At 44.1% G+C, this 13,258-nt stretch carries 9 protein-coding genes; 7 read left to right on the forward strand and 2 right to left on the reverse strand.

What is annotated here, in order from left to right; genetic code table 11:
• Positions 1–4 precede the first annotated feature (4 nt).
• Positions 5–469, reverse strand: a complete 465-nt coding sequence (locus PHU20_RS07625; RefSeq protein WP_274824760.1) for a hypothetical protein — start codon at positions 467–469, stop codon at positions 5–7.
• Between the two features lie 397 nt (positions 470–866).
• Between PHU20_RS07625 and PHU20_RS07630 the strand changes: the two genes are divergently transcribed.
• Positions 867–3,284, forward strand: a complete 2,418-nt coding sequence (locus tag PHU20_RS07630; RefSeq protein WP_274824761.1) for an amino acid permease — start codon at positions 867–869, stop codon at positions 3,282–3,284.
• Positions 3,285–3,315: 31 nt separating this feature from the next.
• Here the strand turns inward: PHU20_RS07630 and PHU20_RS07635 are convergent, their stop codons facing one another.
• Positions 3,316–3,999 (reverse strand): cell division ATP-binding protein FtsE, encoded by a 684-nt coding sequence (locus PHU20_RS07635; protein WP_274824762.1) that lies wholly within the window; start codon positions 3,997–3,999, stop codon positions 3,316–3,318.
• Positions 4,000–4,262: 263 nt separating this feature from the next.
• Between PHU20_RS07635 and PHU20_RS07640 the strand changes: the two genes are divergently transcribed.
• The 6 genes from PHU20_RS07640 (at position 4,263) to PHU20_RS07665 (ending at position 13,156) form a co-directional block, all read left to right on the forward strand.
• Positions 4,263–7,286 carry a tetratricopeptide repeat protein gene (locus PHU20_RS07640; RefSeq protein WP_274824763.1) on the forward strand — a complete coding sequence of 1,008 codons (3,024 nt, stop codon included), beginning with the start codon at positions 4,263–4,265 and terminating at the stop codon, positions 7,284–7,286.
• Between the two features lie 21 nt (positions 7,287–7,307).
• On the forward strand, positions 7,308–9,056 hold the full coding sequence (locus tag PHU20_RS07645; RefSeq protein WP_274824764.1) for a porin family protein: 1,749 nt from the start codon (positions 7,308–7,310) through the stop codon (positions 9,054–9,056).
• Between the two features lie 171 nt (positions 9,057–9,227).
• Positions 9,228–10,304, forward strand: coding sequence for an OmpA family protein (locus PHU20_RS07650; RefSeq protein WP_274824765.1), 1,077 nt, complete (start codon positions 9,228–9,230; stop codon positions 10,302–10,304).
• Between the two features lie 206 nt (positions 10,305–10,510).
• Positions 10,511–11,818: an MFS transporter gene (locus tag PHU20_RS07655; protein WP_274824766.1), complete on the forward strand. Its 1,308-nt coding sequence runs from the start codon at positions 10,511–10,513 to the stop codon at positions 11,816–11,818.
• 120 nt (positions 11,819–11,938) lie between these two features.
• A complete protein-coding gene (gene bla / locus PHU20_RS07660) occupies positions 11,939–12,679 on the forward strand; it encodes a subclass B1 metallo-beta-lactamase (RefSeq protein ID WP_274824767.1) in 741 nt (246 codons plus the stop codon).
• A gap of 3 nt (positions 12,680–12,682) precedes the next feature.
• Positions 12,683–13,156 (forward strand): GyrI-like domain-containing protein, encoded by a 474-nt coding sequence (locus tag PHU20_RS07665; RefSeq protein WP_274824768.1) that lies wholly within the window; start codon positions 12,683–12,685, stop codon positions 13,154–13,156.
• The last annotated feature ends 102 nt before the right edge of the window (positions 13,157–13,258 follow it).

Here is a 13,258-nt window from a genome sequence, read left to right on the forward strand (position 1 = left end):
GGTGTCAATCCCTGGTGCCGACCTTCGTCGGTGATAGGTTCGGAAATCGGTCATTCGGCTCTATGTAATAATCAATGGAATCAAGGGAATGATCGGTTTCTATAAAATCGAGGATCTTGTCCATGATTTTGCCGAACCGCGATAAGGTGTTCAGGCGTTTGTTTTTGCCGATAACACTTGATATGGTTTCATCCCGATTCCCAAATCGGTAACCCCCTTTCTTGATCCAAAGTACATTCAAGAGGTGTTGCATCACCACATTGCCCAATTGATCGATCGAAATCGCGATTTGCAACAAGTATTCCCCTATACCTGGGAACCCTTTGGTGAACAGCCTGTTGAAAATACCGTAGACCAGGCCGAAGGGAGTGGTGAGTACCACCAGGACAATGGAGATAAGGAACAACAATAGCCCAATGAACGGACTTGCTTTTTGATTGGGGGCAGAGGCTTTCTTTTCTTGGATCATAATAATTAACGAACGTTGTTATCATGTCCGTTATTGCTTTTTTTTCGATTTATGCTTGTCGGTTGCCTAAAATGGACTTGAGTGGTCCGATTACTGGTTGGGCAGGGACATCCGCTGTTTTGTATTGGGGGCAATCCTTGATTTACGTTGGATAATTAAGGAATGGGGCACCATGATAGCGAAAACCCGTGTGCTTTTTGTATCTTAATACGGGCTAAGGATGGCATAAATGGATTGGGTTACTTTTTATAAACGCAGAGGAAGTTCGGTAAAGGTCGATGCACGACAAGCTTTTTGAATAGGATGAAGCATAGGGCATTTTTAGGTCGGAAACTTTTTCAAGACAAAATCAAAATGGGGTGATGTTATCCAACGATAATTCAATAGTGACAATGGAATGCAACAGAATTTTGTAAATAAAGTCCAAACCTTCGGTACGGCCCCCGTTTTTTTTACAGCCATAGCAACGATTTTGGGGGCTATAATGTTTCTGCGTTTTGGTTTTGCCGTAGGGCAAGTGGGTTTTTTGGGTGCAATTGCCATCATCTTGATCGGTCATGCGGTGACCATTCCCACAGCTATGGCCATTGCGGAAATTGCGACCAACCAGAAAGTGGAAGGGGGAGGGGAGTACTATATCATTTCCCGTTCTTTTGGATTGGTCATAGGTTCTACTATCGGTATTGCCTTATATATGTCCCAAGCCATTAGCGTTGCTTTTTATGTCATGGCCTTTTCCGAAGCGCTAACCTCGTTTTTCGATTGGTTGATTTCCGTCATATCGATGCCAGATTGGCTCCAATGGATATTAAGGCAAAAGCAGACTGTAGGTATCCCTGGTCTATTGGTACTTACGTATATCATGTTGACGAAGGGTGCTAATTTGGGGGTAAAACTCCTTTATACCGTTGTGGCCGTTCTCGCCCTTTCCTTATTTGCCTTTTTTATGGGAACCACGGAGTATAGTAAGACACGCGATTTTGATCCCATTGGGACCATAGCCGATGTCATGGAACGGCCCGAAGATCCAACCGCACACTTTCCTGCCTTGGAAAACAATGCCGATTATCGGCAAGACAGTCTAACATCGGGGGAAATAACCATAAACGACAAGCGGCCCGATATGGGCCAAGCCCGGGAAAATGAAACCAAGGATGATTCCGGTCTCCCTGAAGCCATTGGTTTTTTCATCGTTTTTTCGATCATCTTTCCGGCATTTACCGGCATGACGGCAGGGGTGGGGTTGTCAGGAGACCTGAAGAACCCCGGTAAATCAATTCCCTTGGGAACTTTGGCGGCTACCCTTTGTGGTATGTTGATGTATTTTTTGATTGCTTGGAAACTGGCCGTATCCGCGCCTCCAGAGGCATTGGCCGATACCTCCCGGTTGATAATGGCCGATATCGCTTGGCAAGGATGGTGGATCATTCCGATCGGCTTGGCCGCGGCTACGATCTCCTCGGCTTTGGGCAGTATCATGGTCGCTCCACGCACCTTACAGGCCATTGCCCGGGACGGGATATTCCCGGCCCCTAAGATCAACAATTGGCTGTCAAAGGGAAAAGGAAATAAGGATGAGCCCTATAACGCCTCGGTGATTACCATCATCATTGCGGGCTTGTTCATCCTCATGGGGGCCTTGGACAGTGTGGCCCAAATAATTTCCATGTTCTTTATGGTGACCTATGGTTCGCTTTGCCTCATTTCATTTCTTAACCATTTTGCCGCCGATCCGTCTTATCGCCCTAAGTTCAAAAGCCGCTGGTATGTCTCCTTATTCGGGGCCTTGAGCTGCTTTGCCCTTATGTTCTTTATGAATACGGCCTATGCACTATTGGCCGTTGTCTTGATTTTGGTCTTGTTTGCCTTTGTGGCCTATTTCAATCAGGATAAAAGAAACCTCGCGGTCATATTCCAAGGGGTCATCTTTCAATTAAGCCGTCAAATGCAGGTATTTCTTCAAAAAACCGATAAAGAACAATCGCAAAGCTGGCGACCTTCGACCGTGGCCATCTCGGAGGATAGTTTTAAACGATTTTCGGCCTTCCAATTACTGCGGTGGATTGCCCACCGCTACGGTTTTGGCACCTACATTCACTACATCAAGGGCTATTTATCAAAGGAAACCAACCAAGAGGCTATTCGGTGTAAGGATCAATTGATCGCCATGGCCGATGAAAGTGGGAGTAATGTCTTTGTCGATACGTTGGTTTCCCCCTCATTTACCTCGACTGTTGCCCAGATCATTCAATTGCCCGGCATTGCGGGAAAGGAAAATAATCTGCTATTGTTCGAATATCACAAGAACCACCCCGACAACCTTCTCGATATCGTGGATAATTTGGGGCTTATCAAATCGGTAAATTTCGACCTTATTATTCTGGCCAGTTCGGAAAGGGGATTTGGACTAAAGAAACAGATCCATCTCTGGATTTGCCCTTATGATTTTGAAAATGCCAACCTGATGATCTTACTGGCGTATATTTTATTGGGGCATCCCGATTGGAAAGCGGCCACCATCAATATCCATGCAATTTTCCCCGAGGAGTCCATTAATGAGGAGCGGGAACGGCTTTTCCTTCTGATCCAAACGGGACAACTACCCATTTCCCCCAAGAATATTGAGTTTATAGCCCAAAAATCGGATAAGAGTATCAAGCAAATCATCAATGAAAAATCGAAAGACGCCGATTTAACGATAGTCGGCTTTATTGAAAAAGCCGTTGAGCATTTGGGTATGAAGGCCTTTGAGGGGTATCAGGATATTGGGAATGTACTTTTTGTCAATGCGGCAGAGTCCAAGGAAATAAAATAGGATGTCTTGTCCTTTTTGTGGAATGCTTTTTTTAAACTGCTTTCTGAACCACTTCGAACACCTTACTGCCATCGCATTTCAGGGTTTTTGAAGGATATTTCAAGATCAGGGCGTAATCATGGGTGGCCATTAAAATGGTGCGTCCGGATTTGTTGATTTCCTGTAGCACTTTCATTACCTCCACACTGGTCTGGGGATCGAGATTTCCTGTCGGCTCGTCGGCCAAAATGAGTTCGGGGTCGTTCAATAGGGCCCGTGCAATGGCAATACGCTGCTGCTCGCCACCTGAAAGTTCGTGTGGGAATTTGAAACCCTTGGTTTTCATACCCACCTTGTCCAAGACCTCTTCGATCTGGGCGTTCATCTTGGCTTGGTCTTTCCAACCCGTGGCCTTTAAAACAAACAAAAGATTGTTGTTGATGTTTCTATCGGGCAGCAATTTGAAATCCTGGAATACGATGCCCAATTTTCTCCGTAAATAAGGAATGTCCTTTTCCTTAAGCTTCTTTAGGTCGAAGCCGACGATACGCCCTTCACCCTGCCGTAGGGGCAAATCCCCGTACAAGGTTTTCATAAAGCTACTTTTGCCGCTCCCGGTCTTGCCGATAAGGTAGACGAATTCGCCTTTTTTAATGTCCAGACTGATCTCTTTCAATACCAAATTTTCTTTTTGGAAAACCGAGACGTTTTGTAATGCTAAAATTGATTCCGACATAGTAACTTTGTTGATATAAAAGTAATAAGTTCTGCATGAAAACAAAGAGGGCCCCTTTAAAATATTTTACTTTGTTACAATTATGTTAAGGTTATACTTAGGTATGATATTTGCCGTTATTGTTTTTAGTTGATAAGGAGGCTGAATTTCATTGTAAGGAATTTTTTTATTTGGGTAGATCGGAAAAGTAATTGCCGCCAGGGCGGGATGCGTTTGCGGAGTTCTGGATTCTACTACGGAAATTTTAAAATAGTTAGAACACTATGTTGAAAAAAATCACCGTTTCCATTCCTGTTTTATTAGGGATGTTTTTTCTTGGGACCGCCCAGGAAACAAAAATTTACACCCACGAACAGAAAGACTATCAAGATGCATTGGCATTGTACAACAATGGACAATACCAAGCTGCACAGACCATTTTCGAAAAGGTACAGTTGTCGACCAAGGATGATGAGACCGAAGCGAACAGTGCCTATTATGCCGCAAATGCCGCAGTTCGTTTGAACCAATTGGGGGCAGATCGCCTTATGGAGGATTTCGTGGCAACCTATCCGACTTCGACCAAGCGGAATTCTGCCTTTGTGGATGTAGCGGACTATTATTTTGAAACGGGAAAATATCCGTACGCCCTAAAATGGTACAACAAGGTTGATCAAAGTGCCATGTCGCGCAAGGAAATGGATAAATTCAACTTCAATTATGGCTACTCCCTGTTCTCCTCAGGAAAGGGGGAACAGGCAGAACGATATTTGAACAAGGTGGTCGATTCCCAGGTTTATGGTTCCCAGGCAAAATATTACCTGGGATACATTGCCTACCAGCAAGATGATTACGAAGGGGCCAATGAACGTTTTGACCAGATTACCGATCCTGAACTGTTGGATGAACGATTATCGTACTATCAGGCAGATATGAATTTTAAATTGGGGAAATTCGAAGAGGCCATAGCCTTGGCCAAAAAGCAATTGCCCCAATCGGACAGGAATGAGGTTTCCGAACTCAATAAGATAATCGGGGAGAGTTATTTCAACCTGGGTCAATATGCCAACGCAATCCCCTATTTGGAGGCGTATAAAGGGAAAAGGGGAAAATGGAACAATACCGATTATTACCTCTTGGGATATTGTTTTTATAAACAGGGGGATTATGTTCATGCCATTCAGCAGTTCAATAAGATCATAGGGGGTACGAACAGTGTTTCCCAAAATGCCTATTACCATTTGGCGGAATGCTATTTGAAATTGGATAAAAAACAAGAGGCCTTGAATGCCTTTAGGAATGCATCCCAAATGGACTTCTCACAGGAAATCCAAAAGGATGCCTATGTGAACTATGCCCGTTTGAGTTATGAAATCGGGAATGCCTATGAGCCCGTTCCCCAAGTGATATTGGGTTTTTTAAAGAAATATCCCAATGATGCCCGTGCTGGGGAAATGCAAGGTTTGTTGGTAGATTCCTATATTACTTCAAAAAACTTTGAAGGGGCATTGGACCTTCTTGAAAAAAACCGGAACTATGCAAGCAAGGCCACCTATCAAAAAGTTGCTTTTTATCGAGGGGTCGAATTGTTCATCGATGGGGATTATACCGGGGCACACGATAATTTTTCAAAATCCTTGTCCAGTGCTGAAGATGCCCTTTTTAAGGCCAGGGCGAATTATTGGAATGCAGAGGCTTTATATGCCTTGAACCGTTTTGATGAAGCCCTGTCGAATTATATCGAATTTAAACAAAATGCGAGTGCACGGTTGACCCAAGAGGCTAAGGATGTGGATTACAATTTAGGGTATACCTATTTTAAATTAAGGGACTATACCCATGCGATAACTTATTTTGATGCTTTTTCCAAATCTGGTGTAACGGACCAGGATAAACTGAATGATAGTTACTTGCGATTGGGAGACAGTTATTTCGTAACCAGTAAATATTGGCCTGCCATTGAAACCTATAACAAGTCCTTGGCCCTAACAGGTCCTGAAAAAGATTATGCTGCCTTTCAAAAGGCATTGAGCTATGGTTTCGTGGGTAAAAGTGACTCCAAGATAGAGGCGCTGGACACCTTTGTTTCCAAATATCCAAACTCCACCTTAAAAGATGATGCCCTTTTTGAACTAGGGAATTCCTATATCGCTTCAGGGCAGGAAAATAAGGGATTGGTGGCTTATGATCGTCTAATCCAAGGGTATAAGGGTAGTTCTTTGGTACCACAGGCCATAATGCGTCAAGGTTTGGTGCACTATAACGCCAATAGGAATGAAAAGGCCTTGGAAAAGTTCAAGCAGGTGGTTCGTGATTTTCCCGACACCCAGGAATCCGTTCAGGCCGTGGCAACCGCTAAATTGGTCTATGTTGATTTGGGTCGTGTGGATGAATATGCGGCATGGGTACGAAACTTGGATTTTGTTGAGGTCACCGATACCGAATTGGACAATGCTACTTTTGAATCGGCGGAAAAACAGTATCGGGAAGGCAATAGCAATGCGGCCATCAGGGGGTACGAAAGTTATTTAAAACAATTCCCGAGCGGATTGCACGGTGTATCCGCGAACTTTACATTGGCCCAGTTGTATTTCGCCAAGGATGAAAAGGAAAAAGCATTGCCGTATTTTAAACGGGTTGCCGATTTGGGAGGTAGTGAGTTCTCGGAACAGGCGCTGACAAGGGTTTGTGAAATCTACATTGGGAAAAAGGAGTATTCGACCGCCTTACCCTATTTGCAACGGTTGGAAGAACAGGCCGATATTCAGCAAAACCGGACCTTCGCCCAATCGAACCTAATGAAAGGATATTATCAAAAAGGCAACTATGCGCAAACCTTGGCGTATGCCGAAAAGGTATTGGGCACACCAAGTATTGACGACCGGATAAAAAGTGACGCCCATATAATGATTGCACGCTCGGCCGTTGAGACCAATGACATGTCAAGGGCAGAAGCAGCCTATGCCGAAGTATTGAAAATCGCCAGTGGGGAAACCGCTGCAGAGGCATTGTATTACGATGCCTACTTTAAAAACCAATCCGGTCAATTCGAAGCTTCCAATACTTCGGTGCAAAAATTGGCCAAGGATTATTCCAGTTATAAAGCATGGGGCGGTAAAGGTTTGGTGTTAATGGCCAAGAACTTTTACACTTTGGAAGATGCCTACCAAGCAACGTATATTTTGGAAAGTGTAATAGCCAATTTCAGTGAATACCCCGAGCTAGTCGCAGAGGCGAAAGGTGAATTGGCCATCATTAAATCCAAGGAAGCCGAGCGGAATTCATCAGTAGACCCCAACGGAAATTAATAGCCCCATAAAGAACACATTATGATCAAGCATTTATCGCTACTAATCGTAGTTTTAGGACTTTCGCCACGGGTGTTTGCCCAGGAAGAAAAGGATAACATCGGAACAGAGACCGTTACGGTAACCAAGGCGTATTCCCCGACGATTTCCGATGCCTTTAAGATCAAATCCATTCCGGATTTGAACGATTCCATCGTTTTGCAGAAAAAGGAAATCGGGTATACTATATTTTCAGTGCCCGTGGCCTCGACCTTTACCCCTGCCAAAGGAAAGGCTTCTGCGGTACGGAAATTACCGCCCCCTGAACTATATGATTCCTATGCCTCTGCCGGATTGGGGAATCCTGGGAATTTTATGGCCAAATTTTATACCAGTAGGGCAATCAATAGGGACCAGCGCCTGGACGTGGGTTTTGATCATTATTCCGCTTTGGCAAATATCGATGGGGTTGCATTGGATAGCAAATATGCGAATACCGAAGTCGATGCATCCTACGCCAAACGCGACCGGGATACGAATTGGGGGGTCGATGTTGGACTGCAACACCAATATTACAATTGGTATGGTTTGCCAGAAGAAACCTATGATACGGAAACCATTAATGGCATAGATTCAAAACAGAATTATTTCATGGGTGAGATCGGTGCCTATGTGAATATTGAAGACGCTTATTTCAAAAATGCCGATATTGAATACAGACGGTTCGGGGATGCCGTGGAATCCGGTGAAAATCGCCTTGTCTTTGGTGCGGGATTGGAGTTTCCCGTAGGGGAAGAAGTTTTGGATGTAGCCTTGAATCTCGATTATGTCGGGGGAAGTTTCGCGAATGCGGACGTAAATAGCCCTACGAACGATGCCGGTATTGATTATGGCAATTTTCAGGTGGGGTTAAACCCATCCTTGCGCATGTTGCGCGATGACCTAACCGTTGACTTGGGGTTGAATATTGTTTATGGTATGGATATGGAAGAAAGCGGTAACAACTTTTATATCTACCCCGATGTTGCCGCATCTTACCGGTTATTGGATGAAAACGTAATCGTCTACGGTGGGGTGAAAGGGGAGTTGAAACAGAATTCCTATTACGGTTTTGTGGAAGAGAATCCTTATGTATCGCCCACCTTGACCATTCAGCCCACAGACGCTCAGTATGATGCCTATGTCGGATTTAAAGGGCAGTTACTGCCTAATCTGAGTTACAATATCAAAGGGTCGTATACCGCGGAAAACCGAAGGCCCCTATTCCATTTAAATCCACAGAATGGTTTTAGGGATGATGAAAAGGGGTATTATTATGGGAACTCCTTTCAGGTGTTTTATGATGATATGAAAACCCTAGGGTTGTTCGCGGAATTGAATGTGGATGTAAATCGTAATTTTACCTTGGGGGTCAATGCCGAAGTGTATGATTATGATACCGAAACCGATAACCCGGCCTGGAACCTGCCCAATATGAAGGGATCTCTGTTCATGGATTATCAGATCGGGGAACAATGGTATATGGGCGTAAACCTATTCTATGTAGGGGAACGGGATGATTATTCCGCAACGGTGGTAGAAGATCCCACCCCGGGGGTAACCAATGTCGCCCTGATAACATTGGATGGCTATTTTGATGCCAATGCCCATGTGGGCTATCGGGTAAACGATCGATTGTCCCTATTTATCAAAGGGGCCAATTTGACGGATAACGATTATCAAAAATGGGCGAACTTTGCCGTTCAGGGAATACAGCTACTCGGAGGTGCCACCTATAAATTTGATCTCTAAGGATAACCAGGTCCATTAAGGTGCTTCACCGGGAAATGTCCCGATGGGGTTCGGGGGATATGGCCATAAAAGAATGAATTCATTACATTAGGGCAGTAATGAATACCCAACGTCCTATTGCATACCTTTCATAAACATACCTCTTGGATAGTTTGTCTCTTTTGCATTACCATGGGATGGTCACAGAACTTGATCGTGAATCCCAGCTTCGAGATGCATAAAGGTTGCCCCAAGGCATTGGGGAATTTCAATGCGGACGTTGAAAGTTGGTCGACCCCAACCGTAGGTTCTACGGATTATTTCAACGGTTGCAGTACGGCCATGGGTACCCCCGAAAACTTCAAGGGTTCGCAACCTGCCGATTTTGGCGTGGGTTATGCGGGGTTGTACCTATATGCACCCGGGGATTACCGGGAATATATCCAGGCGGAATTGTTGGCCCCCTTGCAGCAAGGGAAAAAGTATAAAATTTCTTTTTACGTGAGTCTTGCCGAGCGATCCGACTTTGCCATAAAGGAATTCGGTCTCCTATTCTCGAAGAACAGGTTGAACTTTCCCATCCGGAAAGTGCTTTCAAAAATGCATTGGTACAAAGACATTGGGAATGAATACCACTATATGGAAATCGGGTATTCCGATTTTGTTGATGATACCAAGGATTGGATTTTGGTGCATTCACAGTTTACGGCTAAGGGGAATGAGCGGTTTTTGACTTTTGGTAATTTCAAGGATAATCAGCGGACCAGGAAGTTCACGACCAAGCACAATTCCAAACAAGGTGCGTATTATTATATTGATATGGTGTTACTGGAATCCGCGGAAGCTGGGGATTATGTCGAGGAGCCCAAAGTTTGGACAGCTGAAACGAAAACAGCTAAAGTCGTATTGGATGAAAACCATATTTTCAAAAATGTATTTTTCAATTTTGACCGATCCGAGGTGTTGCAGGGGTCCAAGGAAGAAATACAGGATATTTATAGGTTTTTGGAAAAGGATAAGACCTTGAGAATAGAAATTCACGGTCATACCGATTCCATAGGTACTGAGGAATACAACCTGGTTTTATCCGAATTGCGGGCGAAGGCCGTTGCGGAATATCTTATGGGGTTGGGACTTTCCAAAGAACGTATTTTTTGGGAGGGCCATGGCGGTACCGAACCCATAGTCAGCAATGCATCGGAAGAAGGTAGAAAACAGAATAGAAGGGTAGAGTTCATCATCTCCAAATCGATGGGCAAAACCGATTAGGCTCTTTCGGCGTTGACAATGATCCGTTGTCATTGGTTTGCTTCCCAAGGGGCCGTACAATTTCAAGACTAAAAGTAACGGGCTTTTAGGGATTTTAAAAAGGCTTTAAGGGTTGTGGTTTTTTAATGTTTTTTTAAAAAGATTTAGGGTATTTTTTTTACCACTTCCATCGTATTTGGAGTACATTCGTTCTTTATTTCCATGCCATGGCGAACCCCAACCGTTTTTCACTTGTCGATCCAGCCAAAAGCCCGGTCTTTTATGGCTATTTTATCCTCGTAGTGGGTACTTTGGGGATTTACTTCAGCATTCCCGGTCAAACGATCGGAGTGTCGGTTTTTACCGATCCGGTTAAGAATGCATTGGGGCTTTCCCGCAATCAATTCAGTAACGCCTATATGATCGGAACCATCATAAGTTCATTGTTGATCGGGCGGGCCGGAATTTGGTTCGATCGGTATGGGGCAAGATATACGGCATTCTTTGCCTCCTTGTTGTTGGCCGTTGCTTTGTTCCTCAGTTCTTGGTCGTTGCAAATAAGTGACTTGGTAAAAAATACATTGAACTTCGAATCGGCCGTGGTGCCGTTCACGATAATGACACTGCTGTTCTTTTTGATCCGCTTTTCGGGACAAGGGGTTTTGACGATGGCTTCGAGGAACATGATCATGATCTGGTTCGATAAAAACAGGGGTAAGGTAAATACTTTTAGCAGTGTGGCCATCTCCTTCGGATTTTCATCATCCCCACTATGGGTCAATTATTTGATTGAGGGGTATCATTGGGATGGGGCTTGGCGTATTATGGCCTTGGCCCTTTTGGTGTTTAGTGTACTCATACTTCAATTGTATAAGAACAGACCTGAAGAGCATGGTCTTTTGCCCGATGGAACCGATGCTTCCGGAAACACCTCGACCCAAAAGGTTACCGAAGAAAAGAAACAATATACATTGCAAGAGGCCAAAGCCACAAGGGCTTTTTGGATGTATGGGTTGATATTGGCATTCAACAGCTTTTTCATTACCGGACTTACCTTTCATGTCGTCTCGATTTTTGGAAGTGAAGGGTACTCCAAATCAGAGGCTATTTCCATTTTTTTGCCCGCTTCGGTAGTGGCAATCACTGTTTCTACCATTTTTAATTATCTAAGCGATTACGTTTCATTGAAATTGTACTTGTATTTAATGATTTTGGGAGGGATACTTGCTTCGGTCGGACTGCTACTATTGTCCTATCCTATGGGGGTTTATTTGCTGGTGGCCGGCATAGGATTGATGGGTGGGTTCTTTGCCGTATTGAACGCCATCGCTTGGCCGCGATTTTTTGGCCGCAATCATTTAGGGGCCATTACCGGGAAGATCATGGGGTTGATCGTTTTGGCGAGCGCCTTGGCACCACCTATATTCAGTCTTTGTTTTTCGACCTTCGGCGCTTACAAGTTATTGGGGTATTTAGGGCTTGCCTTTTTACTTTTCTTGGTATTCGGTTCCATAAAAGCCGATAATCCACAATAGATTTCGGTGTAAAAAGTGAACTACCGATCCTGTTGTAAAGTTATGATGGGCAGAATCCTGATTGGATTTTATTATTTAACTTGCCGTATCAACCAAAAGTTGAATTAGCCATTTTTATCCATGAAAACAAAAGTCCGTTATTTTTCATTATGTTTTCTGTTTTGCGTGGGTTGCTGGTCCCAACGGGAATACGATCCGGTTTATGAATCGGGGACCCTGAGGATTGAAAAGTTGACCGCACATACGTTTGTACACGTCTCCTATTTGGAAACCAAGGATTTTGGGAAAGTAGCGTGTAACGGGATGATCGTGATCGATGAAGGGGAAGCATTGGTTTTTGATACCCCGACATCCAATGAAACATCCACCGAATTGATGAATTGGATCGAAAACCAAAACGGTGCTCAGATCAAAGCGGTAGTGGCCACCCACTTTCATGAGGATTGTTTGGGCGGTCTCGAAGTTTTCCATCTTAGGAATATTCCCTCTTATGCTTTAGAAACAACAAGGGGTCTTGCAGCCCATAAGGAGGTAGCGGTTCCGCAAATCGGATTTCAGTCCCATCTTGAATTGAACGTCGGTAAGGAAAAAGTGCTTGTTGGGTTTCAAGGGGAGGGACATACAGTGGATAATATAATTGGTTACTTTACGACTGAAGGGGTCCTGTTCGGGGGATGTTTGGTAAAGGCCATTGGGGCTGGAAAAGGAAACCTGGCGGATGCCAACGTGCATGAATGGTCGAATACCGTGCAAAGCTTAAAAGTGAAGTACCCCAAAATACAAACCGTAATACCCGGTCATGGCGACACGGGTGGAGTGGGTTTGTTGGACTATACCATAACGTTGTTTAAAGATAAGTAGTGGATGTTGGAACCGAGGATAATCGAATTAAAAGAAAAAAAGTTGGTGGGCAAACACATGAAAATGTCCATGGCCCAAAATAGAACAAAGGAATTATGGCATATGTTCATGACCAACGTAAAGGATTTGGGAGCGACTTTGTCGAATGACAAAATCTCACTTCAGGTATATCCAAAAAATTATTTCGATGGTTTTGACCCAACCCTGGACTTCGAAAAATGGGCGACCGTGGAAGTAGCCGATTTTAACAAAGTGCCGGCAGGTTGGGATACCTTTGTATTGCCAGGGGGGGTGTATGCTGTTTTCGACCATCAAGGTGCCGATACTGGTATATTCGAATACATTTATGCAACTTGGTTGCCTAACTCGAAATATAGGTTGGATGACCGCCCTCATTTTGAATTGTTGGGCAATGAATATAAGAATGACCACCCCGATTCCAAAGAGGAAATATGGATTCCGGTACGGTTTGAATAAGGGGGAACTAGAATGCCGATATTTTAGTCATACCTTTGGAATCGCTTTAAGACGAAATCCCCACCAATATTTTTAATACTAAAAGAATAAAATAAAACTACA

Origin of the sequence: Maribacter polysaccharolyticus (assembly GCF_028882255.1) — a bacterium.
Taxonomy (GTDB): domain Bacteria; phylum Bacteroidota; class Bacteroidia; order Flavobacteriales; family Flavobacteriaceae; genus Maribacter_A; species Maribacter_A polysaccharolyticus.